Annotated in this window: 15 protein-coding genes, 4 tRNA genes and 1 pseudogene; 1 reads left to right on the top strand and 19 read right to left on the bottom strand. The window is 41.0% G+C overall.

The genetic code is table 11. The annotated features are described in order from the left end of the window. Position 1 precedes the first annotated feature (1 nt). The 18 genes and pseudogenes from HMPREF9444_RS04230 to ruvC all read right to left on the bottom strand — a co-directional run bounded on the left by HMPREF9444_RS04230 (position 2) and on the right by ruvC (position 12,618). Positions 2-784, bottom strand: a complete 783-nt coding sequence (locus HMPREF9444_RS04230; protein ID WP_009143123.1) for a Nif3-like dinuclear metal center hexameric protein — start codon at positions 782-784, stop codon at positions 2-4. Between the two features lie 9 nt (positions 785-793). Then, complete coding sequence (locus HMPREF9444_RS04225) at positions 794-1,513, bottom strand: SPOR domain-containing protein (protein WP_009143122.1); 720 nt, start codon at positions 1,511-1,513, stop codon at positions 794-796. A gap of 12 nt (positions 1,514-1,525) precedes the next feature. Then, complete coding sequence (folC, locus tag HMPREF9444_RS04220) at positions 1,526-2,839, bottom strand: bifunctional tetrahydrofolate synthase/dihydrofolate synthase (protein ID WP_009143121.1); 1,314 nt, start codon at positions 2,837-2,839, stop codon at positions 1,526-1,528. Continuing rightward, the gene (gene accD / locus HMPREF9444_RS04215) at positions 2,839-3,813 is read right to left on the bottom strand and encodes an acetyl-CoA carboxylase, carboxyltransferase subunit beta (RefSeq protein ID WP_009143120.1); all 975 of its coding nucleotides are present in this window, start codon (positions 3,811-3,813) and stop codon (positions 2,839-2,841) included. The genes folC and accD overlap by 1 nt, the downstream gene beginning before the upstream one ends. Positions 3,814-4,125: 312 nt before the next feature. After that, positions 4,126-4,202 (bottom strand) — tRNA-Val (locus HMPREF9444_RS04210). A gap of 11 nt (positions 4,203-4,213) precedes the next feature. Continuing rightward, positions 4,214-4,289: transfer RNA gene (locus HMPREF9444_RS04205), tRNA-Lys, on the bottom strand. Positions 4,290-4,314: 25 nt separating this feature from the next. Beyond that, positions 4,315-4,390: transfer RNA gene (locus HMPREF9444_RS04200), tRNA-Lys, on the bottom strand. Positions 4,391-4,417: 27 nt separating this feature from the next. Then, positions 4,418-4,490 (bottom strand) — tRNA-Lys (locus HMPREF9444_RS04195). 203 nt (positions 4,491-4,693) lie between these two features. Further along, the gene (ybgF, locus tag HMPREF9444_RS04190; RefSeq protein ID WP_009143119.1) at positions 4,694-5,449 is read right to left on the bottom strand and encodes a tol-pal system protein YbgF; all 756 of its coding nucleotides are present in this window, start codon (positions 5,447-5,449) and stop codon (positions 4,694-4,696) included. Positions 5,450-5,516: 67 nt separating this feature from the next. Continuing rightward, positions 5,517-6,062 (bottom strand): peptidoglycan-associated lipoprotein Pal, encoded by a 546-nt coding sequence (pal, locus tag HMPREF9444_RS04185; protein ID WP_009143118.1) that lies wholly within the window; start codon positions 6,060-6,062, stop codon positions 5,517-5,519. A 19-nt stretch (positions 6,063-6,081) separates the two neighbouring features. Continuing rightward, positions 6,082-7,362, bottom strand: a complete 1,281-nt coding sequence (gene tolB / locus HMPREF9444_RS04180; RefSeq protein WP_009143117.1) for a Tol-Pal system beta propeller repeat protein TolB — start codon at positions 7,360-7,362, stop codon at positions 6,082-6,084. Between the two features lie 58 nt (positions 7,363-7,420). Beyond that, positions 7,421-8,395 carry a cell envelope integrity protein TolA gene (gene tolA, locus HMPREF9444_RS10505; protein WP_009143116.1) on the bottom strand — a complete coding sequence of 325 codons (975 nt, stop codon included), beginning with the start codon at positions 8,393-8,395 and terminating at the stop codon, positions 7,421-7,423. A 7-nt stretch (positions 8,396-8,402) separates the two neighbouring features. Then, on the bottom strand, positions 8,403-8,828 hold the full coding sequence (tolR, locus tag HMPREF9444_RS04170) for a protein TolR (protein WP_040909194.1): 426 nt from the start codon (positions 8,826-8,828) through the stop codon (positions 8,403-8,405). A gap of 312 nt (positions 8,829-9,140) precedes the next feature. After that, a pseudogene (gene tolQ, locus HMPREF9444_RS04165) lies at positions 9,141-9,815 on the bottom strand (protein TolQ); the annotation flags it as partial. A 19-nt stretch (positions 9,816-9,834) separates the two neighbouring features. Next, complete coding sequence (gene ybgC, locus HMPREF9444_RS04160; protein ID WP_009143113.1) at positions 9,835-10,251, bottom strand: tol-pal system-associated acyl-CoA thioesterase; 417 nt, start codon at positions 10,249-10,251, stop codon at positions 9,835-9,837. Further along, on the bottom strand, positions 10,244-11,383 hold the full coding sequence (gene ruvB, locus HMPREF9444_RS04155; protein WP_009143112.1) for a Holliday junction branch migration DNA helicase RuvB: 1,140 nt from the start codon (positions 11,381-11,383) through the stop codon (positions 10,244-10,246). Before ruvB ends, ybgC begins: the two co-directional genes overlap by 8 nt. Then, the gene (gene ruvA / locus HMPREF9444_RS04150) at positions 11,383-12,006 is read right to left on the bottom strand and encodes a Holliday junction branch migration protein RuvA (RefSeq protein WP_009143111.1); all 624 of its coding nucleotides are present in this window, start codon (positions 12,004-12,006) and stop codon (positions 11,383-11,385) included. The genes ruvB and ruvA overlap by 1 nt, the downstream gene beginning before the upstream one ends. A gap of 78 nt (positions 12,007-12,084) precedes the next feature. Further along, positions 12,085-12,618 (bottom strand): crossover junction endodeoxyribonuclease RuvC, encoded by a 534-nt coding sequence (gene ruvC / locus HMPREF9444_RS04145; RefSeq protein WP_009143110.1) that lies wholly within the window; start codon positions 12,616-12,618, stop codon positions 12,085-12,087. 261 nt (positions 12,619-12,879) lie between these two features. Here ruvC and HMPREF9444_RS04140 point away from each other — a divergent pair, with 261 nt between their 5' ends. Next, positions 12,880-14,268, top strand: a complete 1,389-nt coding sequence (locus HMPREF9444_RS04140) for an ATP-binding protein (protein WP_009143109.1) — start codon at positions 12,880-12,882, stop codon at positions 14,266-14,268. A 132-nt stretch (positions 14,269-14,400) separates the two neighbouring features. Here HMPREF9444_RS04140 and HMPREF9444_RS04135 read toward each other — a convergent pair whose 3' ends face one another. Next, entirely contained in the window at positions 14,401-19,872 is a 5,472-nt protein-coding gene (locus HMPREF9444_RS04135) for an autotransporter outer membrane beta-barrel domain-containing protein (protein WP_009143108.1), read from the bottom strand. Positions 19,873-20,523: the final 651 nt, after the last annotated feature.

Below are 20,523 nucleotides of genomic sequence, written 5' to 3'. Positions count from 1 at the left end.
ATTACTCAAACCACGCGATATTCTTTTCATATGCAAAATGCAGATGATGGTGAGTAAGATTAAACGTTTTTGCCAAATTCTCACCTAAAAGCCTTACACCATCCTGCTCTGACGCATGATGTCCGACGATAAAAACAACCGTCCCGCTTTCAATTGCAGCATTGTACGTCTGCTCATTGATTTCTCCGGTAATAAGAGCATCAAAAGAAGGGCTGCGGCATTTATCAATCACCGATCCGCCCGATCCGGAGCAAACGGCAAAGTCATTTAACAAAAAATCTTCGGAAACATTACCGACAATGCCGACGCGGCAATCCAGCTTTTTGCATAAAAGAGCGCAAATCTCTCCGACAGATTTAGGTTTATTTAAAACTTTGCGCATAGCAATAGAAGACTTATCACCTTTGACAATGTAATCACTAAAGCCGTCTCCTAACAGCAAACATAAAAACGCATTGTTGCCGATTTTAGGATGGGCGTCTAAAGGCAAGTGATAAGCGATAAGATTTAAATTGGCCTCTAAAGCCGCATTAACCCTATCTTTAAACGTTCCGGTAATGGATCTGTCGTCACCCTGCCACAATAACCCGTGATGCACGATAAGCGTATCGGCTCCAAGCTCGCAAGCGGCATCAATTGAGTCCAAAGATGCATCGGCAGAAGTCGCTACAACCTCAACTTCATCAAATCCTTCAATTTGCAAGCCGTTGACCGAAGGATCATATGCAAAATCTTTTGCTTGAAGATATTCATCAAGGTAATTTATAAGTTTGCTTCTTTGCATAAAGAGCTCCTATTTAACACTGACGATTTTGCCTTTAGCACCCGTGAGTTTTTCAATTTGCGGCAACAAATTTTGCAAAGCGGAACGAGAATTTCCGCTTCCTGCGTAAACGCGGTTTAAAGAACGTCCGTTAACTTGAACTTTCTCAATTCTTGATGAGATTCCTGCTGCATTTAATTTCTTCACGACATTTTGAGCATTAGACTCTTGTGAAAATACTCCGACTTGCACGGTATAAGCACCTTTTGCTGCAGGTTTGGCAACTTGTTCTGATTTCTTAACGACGGGCTTTGTCTCATGTTTTTCAATTGCCTTAGGCTCCGGAGCCGGCTTTTTAGCAACCAAAATCTCCTCCTTGGGAGAATTATTGTTGACAGCCAAATCTTGCTTGCCGGTATTTGCACTTGCAAACGGACTGTCATCGGGTAGATCCAAAACCTCAACTTTACCTGCCGGTGCTGCAGGGGCAGGCTGGGTATTTAAAACCTCTTCGTTTTTACTTAAATCGTCATAAGGCTCAAGCAATTCGGCATAATCAGGGGATTGAGATGCCAGCAAACCGTTTTCATCGGTAATAGCACCTTCTTCATTAACGGCAATCGGCTTTTCATTTATCGGCTCATTAGGAACAGGACGATCCTGCATCATCACCGGCAATAAAATTAAAATAATCGAGACTATCACGAGCACGCCGACAATACGGTTTCGTAATTTATTACCAAAAGCCATGCTTATTCCTCATCATTTAACTATTGCGTCTACGCAATCGCCTGCCTCGGCAACTGTCACAAATGATCCGAAAACAATAATCGTATCTGCTGCAGAAGCTTCATCAACAGCTGCGTGCAATGCATCTTTTACACAAGTGTAATCTTTAATTTTATTACAGGAAACTGCATTTTCACCAAGTTCCTGCGCCAAAGCATCCCTAAGACGTTCTTTACTTTGACCGCGAACGCCCGGCAAAGAGGCAACATACCACATATCAAAAGAATCTTTGAGAATATGCAGAACGCTCTCAATGTCTTTGTCTTTTAACATACCGACTACGGCACGTTTTATTCCCTGCGTTTGCGGCAAACGGCCAAGACTTTGCTTTAAATGCAAAGCTGCAGGAGGATTATGCGCAACATCAAAATAAATAGCAGGGAAACTGCATATTTTCTGCATTCTGCCGGGTAATGAAACGGTTTTTAAAGCAGCGTTTACGGCAGATCCGGTTATAGCGGCTCCTAAATTTTTTAATAAATTCAAAACAGTAATAGCCGTTGCTGCACAAATATACGGAATTTCAGGCAAAGGATAAAAATCCGTCATGCTTCCTTGCCGATAGCAAAAACCGTCGTCAGAAAAATCTGCTTTAAAATCTCTATCTTCACAAAAAAGCGAAACGTTCTCAGCCTTGGCTTTTGCTTCAATGACTTCAAGAGCTTGAGTGTCTACCTTGCCTACTACGCAGGCAACGGCACCTCTTTTGATAATTCCGGCCTTTTCATAAGCAATCCTGGCAAGCGTATTACCCAAGATTGCAGTATGATCAAGACCTATGGAAGTAATCACCGCAATATCCGCATCAATCACATTGACGGCATCAAGTCTGCCGCCAAGACCGATTTCCAGCACGGCAGCTTGAACATTTTCCGCCTTAAAGCAGTAAAAAGCCGCCAAGGTTGTATATTCAAAATAAGTAAGATTTACTCCGCACTGGCCTGCTGCCTCATAAACCGCATAAAAAGCCCTGCACAATAAAGACTCATCAACATTTTTTCCTCCGATGTTGACGCGTTCGGTAAAAACATGCAGATGAGGTGAAGTATAAAGCCCTGTCTTGATACCGGACTTATTTAAAGCGCCGGCGATTAAAGCTGCGGTTGAACCTTTGCCGTTAGTTCCGGCGACTTCAATAGTATATGCAGCGATTTTAAGCAGATTTAGCTTGGCTGCAACGGCTTTAACCCGACTTAATCCAAGCTCAATGCGATTCGGATCTATCCCTTCAAGATAGAAAAGCCACTCTTGAAGAGATCGATTTTTAACAGATAAATTTTCAGTCATTAAACACGCGGTTTGATTCGTTTTCTGGTTGTTCCGCTCTTAGTGGCAGTGTGATTAACCTGATGAGTTTCAGTTACCGTTTGAGCGCTGTCGGCTGAGGAATTAACGGTATCTTTAATTAAAGGAGTTTCGCGGCGAACCATCAATTTTGATAATAATGAAGCGATCACATCGCGCATATCACGACGGGCCACAATTATATCAACAGCGCCTTTTTCCTTTAAGAACTCGGCTCTTTGGAAGCCTTCAGGCAAAGTTTCGCGCACGGTCTGTTCGATTACGCGGGGACCGGCAAATCCGATAAGAGCATTCGGCTCAGCGATATTGATATCACCGAGCATAGCAAGAGATGCCGATACGCCGCCCATGGTCGGGTCACACATAACGCTGATAAAAGGCAAACCGGCTTTACTTAATCTTGATAAAGCAGCTGAGGTTTTTGCCATCTGCATTAAAGAAAACAATGATTCCTGCATGCGTGCTCCGCCCGAGTTAGAAAAACAAATTAAAGCACGGCGCTCTTTAACGCATTCTTCTACGGCAAGACAGAAACGGGCACCGACGACTGAGCCCATTGATCCGCCCATAAAGGAAAACTCAAAAGCAGCGGCAACGACCGGAATTCCCTTTAAAAAACCCTTTTCCACCACTAAAGCGTCTTTTTCACCGGTAGACTTTTGAGCCTGAGTATAGCGATCTTTATAACGCTTTAAATCTTTAAATTTTAAAATATCGGTTGGAGCCAAATCTGCACCAATCTCACTGCGATCTTGCGGATCCAAAAAAGCATCCAAACGCACACGTGCTTTAATGCGCATGTGATGACCGCATTTGGGGCAAACATTAAGATTACGCTCAAGCTCTGCACGATATAAAACCTGGTCGCAGGCATCGCATTTGGTCCACACGCCTTCGGGGATTTCATGTTTGCTGTTGCTGTCACTTTTAGGCAATATCTTTTCAAGCCAGCTCATACCTGCTCCTTAACAATGCGAACGTTTCAAACTAAAGGCAAGATCTTATCATATCAATAAAGATCTCAATGCCGAGCCTTGCAACTGCAGCCTTCATTTTACTAAAGCCCCAGTACTAACCCAAGTCCGGCTTTATGTGCTGTTAAAATCTAAACAAACAGAAAGATAAAGCACAATCATTTAAAGTTGATGTGCGATTATAGCGCACATTGAGACTTAGTGCACACTATGAAGATTTTACTGCAAGAAAACAAAAATGCGATAAGAATTTTATTGAGAATGAGTGAAAAATTGAAAAGGATTTTAATCAGATGGTGGACGCTATAGGACTCGAACCTACGACCCTCTGCTTGTAAGGCAGATGCTCTAACCAACTGAGCTAAGCGTCCAAATTTTTGAATGGTGGGTCGTGAGGGGATCGAACCCGCGACCAACGGATTAAGAGTCCGCTGCTCTACCAGCTGATCTAACGACCCAACCCAGCTTATATCAGGTGTTAAATGGTGGGTCGTGAGGGGATCGAACCCGCGACCAACGGATTAAGAGTCCGCTGCTCTACCAGCTGAGCTAACGACCCGTTTAACAAAACAACTTACTGGACCTATGGGCTGTGAGAGATTCGAACTCTCGACCAACGGATTAAAAGTCCGCTGCTCTACCGACTGAGCTAACAGCCCACTCATCAATCCGGCGTTGTTGCCTGACGGAGCGTTATTTTACTGATATTCAGCGCCAATGCAAGAGTTTTTTTTAAAATTATTTAAAATTTTTATTATCAAAAAGTCAAAATAACAGTTATCTTATTGATTTTTATTAGAAATATTTATTTAAATAAAAAACGCAAAATATTTCTATTCTGCGCTTTTTTACCTGGTGAAAGTTACATATTCTGCAATTCCTGGCGAGAAAGGTTTGCTGCCGTATCTGCCGGATATTTATTTATCACCAATTCGAAAAATTGCTTGGCTTTATCCTTATCGCCCTTTAATTTGCTTATAAGCCCTAATTTATACAAAGAATCCGGACGCTTAGGCGTCGCAGTAAAACGAGCTACGTTTAAAAAGCTTACTCTGGCCTCATCAAGCTTATTCTGCTTGTACTGAACCTGTCCGAGCCAATACCATGCGTTTGGCGTCAAGCTGTTATCAGGATAACTTTGAAGATATGCTGAAAATTCTTTTTCAGCTGCGGCAAGATTGTTGGCGGTAACGAATTTATAAGCGTTATCGTAAGCGGATTTTGCTTGTGCATCAGCTGTCTTTAAATTACCCTCAAGCGTAAAACCGGAGTTTTGTGCCGAAGCTTGATTGTTTCCGTTTTGCGGTGCAGCGCTGTTACTGCCGGACGAACTTCCTTGCTGTTGTGATGAATTGGCGTTTTGCACTGCAGGTGCAGACGGAGCTGCTGCAGTATTTGCCATCTGCTCTTTAACTTTATTTAAATCGTACTGCAATTTTTCGATGTCACCGCGCAAAGACGCAATTTGTTGATTATAAAAATCCAATTGATTTTGCATCTCCAGCATCGCACGCTGCTGCGCATCAAGCTGTTTTTGAATTGACGAATCCGCAGCTGACACGGAAAAGCTTACGGAGCTGATTATCATTACAGATAAAGCAAGCAGTGTTTTACGCATGTTGCCTCCAAAACGAAAACGGCGCATCAAAAATGACGCGCCGCCTTGAAACTCAATTAATTAAAAATTAATAATTAATCACGGCACGACGATTCTTTGCCCAGGCATTCTCATTGTGACCGACAACCAAAGGCTTTTCCTCTCCGTAAGAAACGATGGAAAGCTGATTGACGTCTACGCCTAAATTCTGCATATAGCGGGCAACTGAACGAGCACGTCTTTCACCTAAAGCAATATTGTATTCAGGAGTTCCGCGCTCATCGGTATGACCTTCGATAATGATATGGGCATCAGGATTTTCACGCAAGTATTTGGCATGAGCCTGCATGACTCCTACATAATTATCATGGATCTGATCGGAATCATAATTAAAATAAATCGTGTTGTTTTCACGCAAAGCCTCAGGGCCGCTGAAATTACTGCCGTATCCGTCAGTACCGGTAACGGTTACTGCGCCATCCGGATCAAGACCTACCTGCACGTCACCGCCCATACCGCTTGCGTCTTCAACCAAGGTGCCGCTTCTTCCGTCTTCGCTTCCCGTGGTTGAACAGCCGGTGAAAGCAAATGCTGCTAACAAACAAGCTGCGGCTAAAAAGAATTTTTTATTCATAACTTAAGTTCCTTAAACTTTATTTATCAAGTAACGGACCCCATGCAGGTGAGCTGATTTCGCCTGATGTAGACGGCAAATTAGCTCTAAAGCGCCCATCGGCAGAAACGATAGCCAAGCCCTTACGCCCTTGATATATCGTAGAATATATTACCATACTGCCATTAGGTGCAACACTGGGAGATTCATCCAAATTTGAAGTGGTCAGCATATAAATACTGCCATCTTCATCCATACGAGCAACTCGATAACCGTTATGACGAGTAATCATAATTACCGAATTAGTCCCCGGAATAGGCTCGGCAGATAAATTCATCTGTCCTTGATAGGTTAGACGTTCCGTCGTACGGGTATTAAAATCAAATTTATAAATCTGAGCTCTGCCGCCGCGCTCTGATGTAAAAAACAACTGTCTGCCGTCTGCCGACCAGTTAGGCTCGGTATCAATTGCAGGATCGGCGGTAACTCTCTGAACAGCACGGGTATTTACATCATAGTAGTAAATATCCGGTTGTCCGTCTTTTGACAACACCATTGCTATTTTTGATCCGTCAGGAGACCATGCCGGCGAACTGTTCAAGCCTTTAAAGCTCGCAATACGCGTACGCTGCTTGGTATTAAGATCCTGAATAAAAATAGCCGAATTTTTATTTTCAAAACTTACATAAACTATTTTCGTTCCGTCAGGAGACCAGCTGGGAGTCATAATCGGCTCGGTAGATTTTAGGATCGGCACTTCATTAAAGCCGTCATAATCGGCCGTCATCAACTGATAAGGAAATTTAGCTCCGTGACGAAATACCACATACGCAATTCTGGTTCTGAAAGCTCCTTTTTGTCCAACGAGCTTTTCATAAACGCGATCGGATACGCGATGTGCAGCCTGACGCATGGTATTAAGACCTGAAGCTCCGCGATAATGTGCAATTACCTGACCTTTGTTTTCACCGACTAAAGACTGTAATAAAAACTCGACCTGGTAAGTATTGCCGTCAGGATAAACTTTGCCGAAAACAACAGCTTCAGCACCCGTACCTGCCATCATATCGGCATTAACTTTTTCTCCGTCAAAGACGCCTGTTGGTATTTGACTTTGGGATAACGGAGAAAACTTTCCTGAGCGCATCAAATCAGCGCTTACGACCGATGCGACATCGATTCCGACATCTGCCGTTTGGGTAAAAGGCAAAACGGCAATCTTGCGGCCTTCATTAATACCGCCAGTGATTTCGATATTGAGAGCAGCCTGGGCATTTGACATGATAAACAAGCCAAAGCCGAAAGCGCCTAAAAATTTCATCAAACGCATCAAAATCCCCTTTTTTCTTCTAATAAATTTTTAAAAATTATAGCTTAAGCTAAAGCTTAGGCGTCATAGTTATTACTATGTTATTACAGTCTTTGCACTCTCTTGGGGGCATGGGCAGCATTCCGATAAGTCTTAAAGTATTTAAAGCCGAATCGCAAACGCGCTTATCGCCTCGGCATTTTTCACCTGAAATCACGCCGTCCGATCCCACCTGAATAGTAACAACAACTGTTTTACCTTGCATTGAAGGATCAATTCGCCACTGCTGTTCAATTAAAGTCTGAACTTTCGATCCGTATTGCGATGCAATTCCTGAACCGCCGCCAAGACCTTGACCGCCTTCAATGCCGTCAGACGTTCCGAACAGCTCATTTTCAAGAGCATCCGCAGCTTTTTGAGCTTCAGCTTTCCGCCGTGCTTCCGCTTCAGCCTTCTTTTTAGCTTCTTCTTCAGCCTTTTGCTTTTCTTCTAAAGCTTTCTTTTCTGCTTCAGCCTTTTTTCTGGCCTCTTCGGCTTTTTGCTTCTCTTCCAGAGCTTTCTTTTCTGCTTCAGCTTTTTTCTTAGCCTCTTCGGCTTTCTTCTTTTCTTCTAAAGCTTTTTTTTCAGCTTCGGCTTTTTTCTTAGCTTCTTCTGCTTTCTTCTTTTCCTCTAAAGCTTTTTTTTCAGCCTCGGCTTTTTTCTTGGCCTCTTCTGCTTTCTTTAAAGCCAAATCAGCCTGACGCTTTTGCTCTGCAGCCTTTTGTTCCGCGACCCTTTTTTCAAGATCCGCTTCAGCCTGACGACGCTTTTCCTCATTTGCCTGATTGGCTGCAGGATCTTGTTTCTTTACAGCGTTAGAATCTTTGCGGCGTCCCTGTTCACTGCCTTTGGCCGGAGGGGAAACTATAACCGCGTGCATAATATTTCCCATTCCGTCTTCAGGCTTTTCCGGCTTATCAAGTGAAATATTAGAGGCTAAAATTCCAATAAGCGCCAAATGTAAAAATAAAGCACCGACAAAAGCCGTACCTAAATTTATCTTCACGTTTACCTCACAGCGGATCGGTTACCAATCCGACACTGTCAACTCCACTGTTTTTAAGCGCATTCATCAATTGAATTACCGCATCATACGGAACTTGAGCATCACCTTGGACAACTACCGGACGCGACGGATCTTTTGACAGCTCTTGAGCCACAAAGTTTCCTACTGCATTCAAATCAGGCATTTTAGTCGACGAAGCATCAATACTTACAAAATACTGTCCTGCCCTGTCAATTGTTGCAATAATCGGGGTTTTCTGATCTTCATTCATTGTTTCAGCTTCTGCTTTTGGCAGATCAACAGTAACCCCCTGCATAACCACAGGTGCCGTAGCAATGAAGATCACAAGCAGCACCAGCATAACATCAATATACGGTACTACATTAATCTCCGCTACCGGGCGGGTACGCCGCCTTGAGGAATATCTACGCATTTTCTTTTAAGATCCTTGCCCGTTGTTGATATTGCCCCTGCCGGACAAACTGCGCAAACTTGAAGGAGCTCCGCTTCTTAAACTGTTTTCTTCATTATTTTCATGACTGCGGCGCATATTTCCGACTCTATAAGTAGGACCTTCCGCTGTCGGTCTCTTTACAAAGCGCGCCTCTTCTTTATAAGAATTTTCCGCATATTCCTGATTACGATAAGAAGATGCGGTATTTCTTGAAGCAAAATCATTAAAACTGCGAGGCTTAACCTGATTTTGCGCTTCTTCTCTTTTTACACTCGCGCTTTTTATGGTAACTAAACGACGATTTAAAATCGTTGCAAATTCATCCATAAAATTTAGATAACGATTTTCAAGCGCTTCAAGTTTTGTAGTAAAGCGATTGTAAAACATCACAGCCGGAATCGCGGCAAAAAGGCCCATAGCCGTTGCAATCAAAGCTTCGGCAATCGGAGGGGCAACCATGGACAAAGTTGCATTTTTAACTGCAGCCAATGCCACAAAGGCGTGCATAATACCCCAAACGGTTCCGAACAAACCGATATAAGGACTTATAGAGCCGATGGTAGCAAGTGTCGGCAAATGAGTCTCAAGATTCTCAATTTCACGCGAAGCGGCAACCTTCATCTGTCTATAGGTTCCGTCCATCACCACTTCCTGATCGGCAGGTCCTGAATTGACCAGGCGCACGAACTCTTTAAATCCCGCACTGTAAATCACTTCAAGTCCGATTAAAGAATGCTGACGCTTAACACAATCCTGATAAAGATTATTCAAATCAATTCCCGACCAGAATTTTTCTTCAAACTCATCTGCTTTTTTACGACCTAATTTATACTGATTGCTGCGCTGAATAATAATAGTCCAGGAAACAACTGACAAAGTCAGCAAAAACAACATTACAAGCTGGACCAAAAAACTGGCATTTAAAACAAGCTCGGTAAAAGAAAGAGCTCCGTCACTTCCTTGCATTATTTTTATAACTCCAAGATTATGATTTTTGTATTAAAAAGCCCTGAGCATATTGATAGGCTTCACTTGGCATCGCTTTAGGCAGCCCTGTTTTCATATTGATAAAAGCAACATCACATTCTAGCTCAAATAAGAGCTCATTTTTCTCATTAAAAATCTGCTGCGAAAAAGAAATAGCCACCTTGCGCAGCTTAATTACCGAACATGTCACTTTAAGCATGTCATCAAGTTTGGCACTGTGCTTATAACGGGCAGACAAATTAACAATAACAAATCCTTCTTTATCTTCAAGCATCTTATTTTGCGACATCCCCATTGTTCGCAGCCATTCGGTACGAGCTCTTTCACAAAACTTAAGATAATTTGCATGGTAAACGATACCGCCGGCGTCGGTATCTTCATAATACACGCGATAGTTCACCGAAAATTCATTCATTTGATAAACCGACTCCATTAAATAAATCAGTAGCATCAGTTCTGCTTAAACCGAACTTATCATAAGCTTTTTTAGTAGCAACGCGGCCGCTTCTGGTTCTCTGGATAAAGCCTTGCTGAATTAAATACGGTTCAACCACGCTTTCCAAAGTTTCACGATCATGGCCTAAAGAAGCTGCCAAGCTTTCAACGCCTACCGGCCCGCCGTTAAAGTCCAAAATCACCGAGCGCAAATACTGCCTGTCAAAGTCATCAAATCCGTCAGGATCGATCTTCTGCAAATCAAGCGCAGCTTTAGCGATTTCAACGTTTATTTCGCCGTTGCCGCGGACTTCGGCATAATCACGCACTCTTTTTAAAAGACGGTTTGCAATACGCGGAGTTCCGCGTGAACGCTTGGCAATTTCCATAGCACCGTCTTTATCAATTTTAATTTTCAGTTTCTTAGCGCTGGCTTTGATAATCAAAAAAAGTTCTGACGGAGTGTAATAAGACAGCTGCAGAATAATGCCGAAGCGCGCCCTTAAAGGAGAAGTTAACGTTCCCGCTTTAGTGGTAGCCCCGATTAAGGTAAAAGGCGATAGACCTATCTTAATAGAACGGGCCGACGGTCCTTCTCCCGTCATAATATCCACTTGATAATCTTCCATTGCAGGATACATGAACTCTTCTATAACCGGAGAAAGACGATGAATTTCATCAATAAAAATAACATCCCGCGGCTGCAAATTAGTCAAAAGAGCGGCCGCATCTCCTTTTTTCTCTAAAGCAGGACCTGAGGTCTGCGAAAGATGCACGCCAAGCTCATTTGCAATAATATTTGAAAGAGTAGTTTTACCAAGACCGGGCGGTCCGAAAATCAGAACATGATCTAAAGCCTCTCCGCGTTTTTTAGCTGCGGCAAGTGCAATTTCAAGCTGGCTTTTTACATCTTCCTGTCCGATATAGTCTTTTAAAGTCTTAGGGCGTAATGCTCTGTCCTCAGCAGATCCGAAACCGCCCGCTTCCGCCTCAATTTCACTTGCATCAGCTTCAGGACGAATTGCTGAATTTATGCTTAAATTATCCGCAATTATTCCGCCGCTTTCCTTTACAGAGGAAAATTCATCTTCTTTTATATATTTTCCTGCCATCAGCGCTTACCTCCTGAAATCAAACCAAGAGCCGCGACAATAATCTGTTTGGTATCCATTCCTTCTTTTGCAACGCTGTTGACATATTCAAAAGCCAAAGCTTCTTTATAGCCAAGCCCGATTAATGCCGACACCGCTTCATCCACTGCAATATTACCGACAACAGCAGCCATGCCGTTTACTTTGCTTAAATCAGCCGTGCTTACCGTATCTGACAGCGGAAGCTTATCAAGTCTGTCTTTGAGTTCAACCATAAGACGTTCTGCGGTCTTTTTCCCGACACCCGGTACTTGAGTCAAAGCTCCGGTTCTGCCGCTTGTCACCGCAGCAATAAAATCATGCGCATTAAACGATGACAAAACAGCCAAGGCAAGTTTAGGACCTACTCCGTTTACTTTTATAAGTTCTCTAAATAAGGTCCTATCGCTTAAATCACAAAAACCGTATAAAAGTTCGTCATCTTCGCGCACCACGTGATGAACATAAATAAATTCTTCTTCATTGACGGAAATTTTTGCAAGCGAGGTAACCGGCATTTCAACTTCATAACCTACGCCGCCGACCTCAATTAATACCGTAACGCCGTCAATTCTTAAAACTTTTCCGCGTAAACTGCCAAACAAAATTTTTCTCCTTAATTTTTAAGGCAAATTATAGCTTATTGGGCTTTTTAAAATCTAAAAAGGAGGAATTTGCTTACTTTAATTTTGAAATCTGCCGTGTCCGAAATTTCCGACCGGAGCAGTAAAACGCATTGCTTTAGTCACCGCGCTTGTATAACCGTGACAAATTGCGCAGGCAAGGGCGTCTGCAGCATCCGCCTGAGGAGTCCCGGATAATTTTAAAATACGCTCAACCATATATTGCACCTGATGTTTTTGCGCGGCTCCGTAACCTACAACGGCCTGCTTTATCTGACGCGGCGTATATTCAAAAATCTCAAGCCCTGCGTTAGAACCTGCAATCATTGCTGCGGCTCTTGCCTCAGAAAGCTTCACCGTCGACTGTACATTTTTAGATAAAAAAGTTTCTTCAATAGCAAAAACTGTCGGCGAAAATTGCTCAATAATTGTAGATACCGCAACAAAAATAGTCTGCAGGCGCTTATATAAAGCCCCACTGCCGGCATTGATGCAGCCTGAACCTAAATAAACAAGTGCAGATCCTTGAATCTTTATGACTCCATAGCCGGTTTTACGAGAGCCGGGATCTATTCCTAAAATAATTTCAGCCATGATATTGATTATTGTATATAACCATTTAAACGGTTATAAAAATATATTTTCTTAATTTTCAAAATAAAAAATCATTAATAAAGTTTCTAAGCCAAGATTTTATAACAAAGAAAATCTCAGCAAGGGATCAAATATCTTTTAATATAAAAAAAATTATATTTAAGAAAAATAATCTTTGTTATTTATAAAAGTATTGGCTTTTAAACATAAAAACATTATTATCTTTTACAAAGATAATATTTGTTATTTATAATTTTTATCATGAAACTAAAAACATTTTTAGATAGAGTTGATTCTCAAGAGCGTTTACGTAGTGCACTAAAGAGAGAAAACGCGCAATTTATTGTTATTTACGGACGCAGACGCATCGGTAAATCAACCTTAATAAAAGAAATACTCACTAAAAAAGATATTTACTTTTTAAGTGATCAAACTAACGATGCCAATCAACGCTTCCTTTTAGCGAAAACCATTGCTTTGAACATCCCTTATTTTGACAGTGTTATTTACCCTGACTGGGAGTCATTGTTTAGAGAGTTAAATGCAAAGCTTACCGAACGTATTTTGCTTTGCCTTGATGAATTTCCGTATTTAGTCAAAAGCTGCTCCTCTATCGCTTCCGTTATTCAAAAACTGCTTAACGAGCATACACTTAAATTTGACTTGATTATTTGCGGTTCTTCCCAACAGTTGATGCAGGGATATATTCTTGACAAAAGAGAACCGCTGTTCGGCCTTGCCGATGAAATTATCAAGCTGGATCCCATCCCCGTAAAATACATATCTGAAGCTCTACAGATTAATGCTAAAGAGGCTGTTGAAGAATACGCAGTATGGGGCGGTATTCCTCGCTATTGGGAACTTAGGACCGATTATCCGGATCGTAAAACCGCCATTGAAAAATTAATTTTAGATACCAAAGGTATATTAGCTGAAGAACCTCAGCGCCTGCTTAGAGACGATTTACGCGAAACAGTACAAACATCCACAATTCTTTCAATTATCGGCAACGGAGCTAACAAGATATCGGAAATTGCTGCAAGAGCCGGTAAAAGTGCTACGCAAATTACCGAGCCTTTAAGTAAGCTTCGTGATTTAGGCTATATTCGCCGTGAAATTCCCTTTGGTGAAAATGAAAAAAACAGCAAAAAAGGGATCTACAAAATTAATGATAATCTTTTGTCATTTTACTTCAGATTCATTTCTCCGTACCGTTCAATTTTAGAGTTAGGCCGCTTTGACACGGTTATGCAAATGATAGACTCTCAGTTTACGCAATTTGTCGGGCAATATTGGGAACACTTATGCAGAAATTTCATAAGCGGCAACATAATTGACGGAGTAGCCTACAACCTTGCTTCAAGCTGGTGGGGAAAAATCTTTCCTGACGGCAGACAGGAAGGAAAAATGATAGAGCTTGACGTGGTGGCTGAATCTTTTGACAAAAAACACATACTCATCGGTGAATGTAAATGGACCGCTACGGAAGATGCCGAGCGCATAATTCATGCTTTATCAGAAAAAGTAAAGTACCTGCCCTTTATTAAAAAGGATCAGACAATTCATTTAGTGTTATTTTTAAAAAACCGTCCGCTGCATCAAACCGAAATAACTTATTTCCTGCCTGAGCAAATCTTAAAGAATATGTAAAAAGATGTCGTAAATAAGACCGCCTGAGGCAAAACTTTCATGAAACGTCAGATGAAAGCGGCGGTCTTAAACCGGTTAAAGTGTCGAACTCATTTATTTACATTCGACACTTTTTTGAGATGGTATTAGCTTTTAAAACTGATATTTGCCTCCCATTGATATGGAGTAGCTGTCATCATAATCTCCACCGAAGAGAGTATCAGCCTCAACGAACAGCTTCATGTTATCGGTGCTCATAACACTAAAACCTAAGCCGACGCTGCCGTAGGTATCGTCATTGCTTTCACTTTGCGTCATAGTATTGCCAAGTTCACTGAAGGTAAGATCAACATCACCTAAGAACTCATGCATTACATCTGCGCGCAGATAGAAAGTAAGCGGAGTATCGTTAAGCGAGCGTCCGGCTCTAAATCCCAAGCGACCTATTAAGCTGTCGATATTATCAATTGAGACGTCAGTTCCTGCTGCAGTTGAATAATCAGTGTCGGTAATATAGGTATATTGAGCCTGAATCTGCGGTTCAATAAACCAGCCTGCGTCATTCATGAACTTATGGCCGAACTCAGCTGACAACGATATCGATTCATTATCATAGTCAGCGCTTAAGTCTTTATTAAAGCCCAAGAGATCTTTAAAGGTATTATCAGTCTCAAGGTGAGCATACTTAAACACGAAATCGGCATACGATCCGCTGTCAGCAAGATAGGTTGCGGTAAACCACAAACCGTAACGCTTTTGCTCGGAATCTGCGTTCATGCGATCGTAGTTGCTGTCTGCCGATTGATAATCAAAGGCTGCTCCGACAAACCAGTCTCCGTTTGCAAACTCGTTTTTCTGCGTTAAACCGACTTGTGCCATGGTCTTCATGGTTTCGGTACGGTCAAGATTGAACGAATCATGACGGACGCGTGCCCAGACACCGTAATCTTCACCGTTAACGTAACGCGCCTCACCCATACGCTTATTTAAAGTATCAAGATAAACATTTGATGCGTATACGGTATTTGCCATATCGGTCATAACGTCACCGACAATTGAAATTTCATCATATGCGGTATTACGTTCAAAGCCCCAATTTACGGATTGGTCAGCGTTATTATTACTTATAATGCTGTAAGCTGGAGTAATAGCGGATATGACGGTAGTTCTGTCAGTTCTTACGACATTTGAAGGAAGCGATTCATCACTACCTACAAATTCGACACCTTGTGCATTAGTTCCTTTGACTGTGGCAAAGGTCAACGTATCGGCAAAATCATAATCGCCGTGGACATAAGCTAAATCAACCTTCTGAGTAGCAGTGCCTTCGGCTTCATTAATAATGATTTGCGAAACTTGAGGAATTGCTCCGGTATTGTCGATACCTACAACGAAAGTATTGTCACTGCCAGATGCAAGTTTATCAATTGTCAAACTTTGGCTATTGAAGCTACCGTCAGCGGTTAAATCAAAGGTATTGCCCGAACCTGAAACCGCTCCGGTTATAACATGATCTAAAGAAGAATTTGCAAAGAAGTTAACCGTAGCATTGTTTGCGGCAAAATCGTCTTTTGCGTTAAGCTCTTTTCCAGTGAAATTAAAAACGGTGTTGCTCTCAAGATTTACGCTGCGTAAATTAAGCGAATTATCGTTCCAGCCATCGAATGCTACAGCACCTTGTTTAACCTCAAGAGAAGATAAGCTTGCATCTTCGCTTGAAAGCATATCAAAGCCGATAGTAAGTAATCCTGCTCCTGATTTAACGATATTGCCGCCTTTAATTGAGCTGTTTGAAATAGCTTTATTTGAATTAAAAGCAAACTCTAATGTATTGTCTCCTGCAGTTAAATCATAGGTGCCTTTCATTCCGGAAATATCAGCACTGTCGTAAACTGTTAAAGACGCTCCTTGTTCAAGCTTTAAAGCGGAATTATCTGAACCAGTTAATTTACCGGACAAGGACGATTGCCCCTTCTCTTTAGTTAAACTTAAAGAATTTTCGTTAAGGTTTAACTCTCCACTGTTATTAAGCACTAAAGTCTGAGCTTTTTGATTTGCTTCTGCATTAACTTTTCCGTTAACGATAAGCGCAGTGGTTTCTGAGGTTTCGGCAGTATTACCGCCTAACGCATTTGTTGAAGATAAGTTTAAAGTTGCCTCTTCGTTAACTGTAACGGAGCCGGTAAAGCTGTTGTTTGATTTTGATAAAGTTAAAGCTTTATTACCGGCAATTACGACATCAACATCAGGATCTGCAGTGACGGTAACATTAAGATTAAAATCAGATCCGATTTCTTTTTCAGCGTTAAGCTCGGTTGATTGACGTAATGCAAGGCTACCGGCACCGCCGCTTACAAATAAATCCTGACCGGCAGCTCCTGTTTTAAATTTTGTTCCGTAGCCGATATCGGCAACAGATTGTCCGTTTTCCGTTACGGAGACAGAAATTCCTGTGGAGGTGTCAATTTCATTGCCGTCTTCATCCACGAAAGTAAGACTGCCTTCCGTCGCGTTAACAGAGCCTTTTACTAAGGTCAAATAACGCGAATCAACGACATTATTCAGATAGTTGACAGTACCGAGAATTCCTAAATTTGCGGGAGTATCGGGAGCTCCGGCCTCGGCAATTGCCGAGGTAACTAAATTTACCGTTTCAGGATTAATAATGATTTTATTATTTCCTGAAATTGTAAATGTTTTTTCCTCCGCCATGGTAATCAGACTTGAAATATCACCTCCAAGCTTTATATCTCCTTCAGATTCAAATTTAAGCGAAGAATCTCCGGCAAGTTCCATTCCTTGAGAGGTAATTGCCGAAGTTACGGTTAAATCGGTGTTTTCAGCAACGATTGCGGCTTGAGAAACTAATTGAGAATTCGGATTAGTTTCAACATCATCTCCACCGAAATCAAACGTATAGTTTGTAAGATGCGCAGTTCCGGTAAATCCTTCATTAACGTCAAAGAAAGTAAGAGCTGTTTTTCCATCAGTATTTTCAAGTTCAACCGTACCTGAGCCGGTTAACCCTGACCAATCAACGGCATCAGTTGCTGAAGTTATTAAAGAAAGCAATGTGCCGTTCTCAAGATCTGCACTAATAGTGGAATTAATGTTAGCAAGGTCTTTAATTGTGACTTTTGAAGTGTCGTCAAGATCCAGCTCACCGCTAAAACCTGTCAGCTTAGAAGTGTAGTCCATGCTAACATCGGTTGTATGTTGGAAATTGAGTGTGCCTGTTCCTTTAATAGTGTTATCAAAAGGTGCGGTAGTGCCGTTATTTGCTACGGAATCTAAAACAAATGTTGTATTTTCCAGATCTAAAACAGCACTTCTGTTTAGCGCATCAAGGGTGGATGTAACCGTAGCAGTTACTTCTGCTAAATCTAAAACACCCTCAAACTTGCTGAAATCTGCTTTATCTGCAGCAATTTGCACATCAGTATTAATCTCTACAACATCATCTTTAGATCCTTCATATTTACCGTTTTGAAGGACATCTTCTCCTTTAATAGTAACTTTAGACTTAGTTCCAACAAGTTTAACTGTGCCGTTAAAATCGTTTAAGGTTGAAGCTGAGTTGAAAGTTAGAGCTATCTTATCGGAAGATTCATTTCCTATTTGTAAGGTACCGCTGCCGGTTAATGATGTTTTTTCACCAAGAACATTACCTTGAATTAATGTAGTTGAAATATTCTTTTCTTCTATAGATTTAATTAAATCTTTAGCCAATAAAGAGTTATTTCCTAAAACGGTAAGAATATCAGCCTGACCTATATTTATTGAGTGAATTCCGCTATCAGATGCAAGTCCGGTTAAAGACAGCTTTACACCTTCAGCTCCTTCTCCGAAGTAAAAGTCCGAATTATTGCCGACTAAAACTAAAGATGAATTTCCTAAGCCGGTAGATGACTGGGTGTGCAGCTTGATGTCACTGTCAACTAAGGTAATTCCGGTATAAGAATTATTCCCTGAAACATAAATTTCACTTGCGGTATCTCCCAGTACTTCATTATTTTGATACCACAGAATACCATGACCTGTGATTGTAGTTGCAAGTCGATTATTTGCGGCTGTTTCAGAGGATATTGCCATAAATGATGATGATAAGTCTAAGGCTTCGTTTGCTGCCGGAGACGCATCACTTTCATTATGACCGTTTCTTAATTCAAGGGACTGAAGTCCGTATCCCAACCATAATCCGTATTTCGTATTCGTATCATCAGAAGGATAATTTGTTGTCATGCCCCATGTTCCCAAGGCGGCAATATTCTGTTTGTTTTCGTCGGCATTACTGATATATTCAGTAGTAAGTACTCCTTGAGTTATTTGTTGATCGCTGCTATCAATTAAAGTTACGTTGTTATATCTATCCCCTTGTTGTAATTCTATAAGAAGCTGCGCATCTTGAAGTACTATATCGAAAATCGGAGTATCGGTTTGTGCAGCACCGTTAAACGAAAAGTCCGACTCATCAATTTTTACGGTGGCAGTTGTATTGCCTACATAGTAGGTTCCGTTTACTTTAAGTGCTGCAATATTGTCATCTACCTGATCAAAGTTAAATCCCGAAAGATCAAGAACGCCGCCGACGGCAGAATTTGCGCTCCAACCGAAATTATTAACATTTACAGAGGAATTGCCGGATATTGATACTTTAGAGCTATCTGCAAGCAATAAACCGCCATGGTATGAGTTATTGTTGTTAAATAAGCGATTAGCTAAGTCAGTAGTTAAATCAAAACTTGAATTGGTAAGAGAAATAGAACCGTTATAATTAGTAAAATCAGCTGTATTCTCAATGGTTACAGAGCTTTGAGTTCCGCCTAAACCGGTTAATGAAATGCGATCATATTGATTGCCGCCGGAAAAAACAATATTCTCTAATGTTATATTTGACTCTGAATTAAGCTCCAGACGATTATAATCAGAAGATGTATCGGTTGATCTTGCATCGAATTCAACTGAATTACCGAGTTGATCATGATATCTGCCTGCACTTACTGTAAGCTTAGATGCATTTTGTAACAAGGTTTTTTCTGTTGCAATTTGTATGCTTTCGTCATAGCTGATTTTAGAATTACTGAGTGTTACCTCATCTAAACTACCGGTTCCGGAACCGCTTGCAAATGAATATATAAGTTCTGATGCAGAGTCATTACTTTCTTTTATATTGGAGAACGAAACTTTACCGTTTTGATTAAAATTAAGAGTATTGCTGTTTACTGCAATATCTATATTTGAAAGAGCTGTGTCAACGGATTCTGAGCCGAATTTATAATTTGTAGCAGTTATAGAAGTAAGATTTCCGTTATCGACAATCTGTCCGTTTTCTTCTCTAGCTGCTTTAATGGAAGCGTTCTCCACGAGAGATAAGGTGTTTGATACGTTAAATGATGGTGTATCTCTTAAGAATTCAAGATTGGCGTTAGTAATGCTTACATTTGAAGAGTTTCCGAAACTCTTTTCACGATACATCCTTACCGTAAGTTGATGGTCTGAATCTTGCCCTTCTACCGTTGTATCTCCTTTATAGTCATTCTCCGTATCGTTATTCCATGAGTTTATGTTTAAAATACCTGAGCCTGTGTATTTAACACCACCATCACCTGTTAAATGAGCAGCCATGGTATTATTATTTCTATTAGTTGTAGTGCTTGCAAGTGATAATATCTGTCCTGATTCTATGTTTAATTCTGTGAGAACAGATAAAGTGCTAAAACCATGATTGCTAGTATCAGTACCTTCTAACACATCTTCAAGTATCCCTTCTGTCCCAAATGAAGGTCTCAGGATTGTAGTTGTTGAATCAACACGGATACCTGTAGAGCTATCATAGTCCTTTCCATCAAAAATAATTCTTTCTACGCCGTCTTCATTAGTAATTAATAAGTTATGACCGTACTTATTAAAAAAATCTTGATTGCTTTTAAGAAGATTTACTGCTTCATTACCTATAGAGTATGTTGCTGTAGCAACTTTAGTACTGTTTTGACTGATGTTTTGGGAAAATTTATTGTTCGTTTTCCCTTTTATTTGTAAATTAAAATCCTTAGCTTGGATACCATTTCCATAAAAGGCAATACCAGATTCTGCTGAAATAAATTTATAGCTATCACCTACAGTCTGATTTAATAATAAAGTTCCATCTGTATCATTGAGTGTTGCCCCATCTGAAAAAGTAATTGTATACGGACCATCATCATCTATCCATACAATATCAGAGGCATAATTATATGCCGGTTTATCGTTTCCAATAGTGAATCCAAGATTAGGATC

The sequence above is a fragment of the Succinatimonas hippei YIT 12066 genome, assembly GCF_000188195.1.
Lineage (GTDB): Bacteria > Pseudomonadota > Gammaproteobacteria > Enterobacterales > Succinivibrionaceae > Succinatimonas > Succinatimonas hippei.
This window is presented reverse-complemented; position numbering and strand designations above follow the sequence as displayed.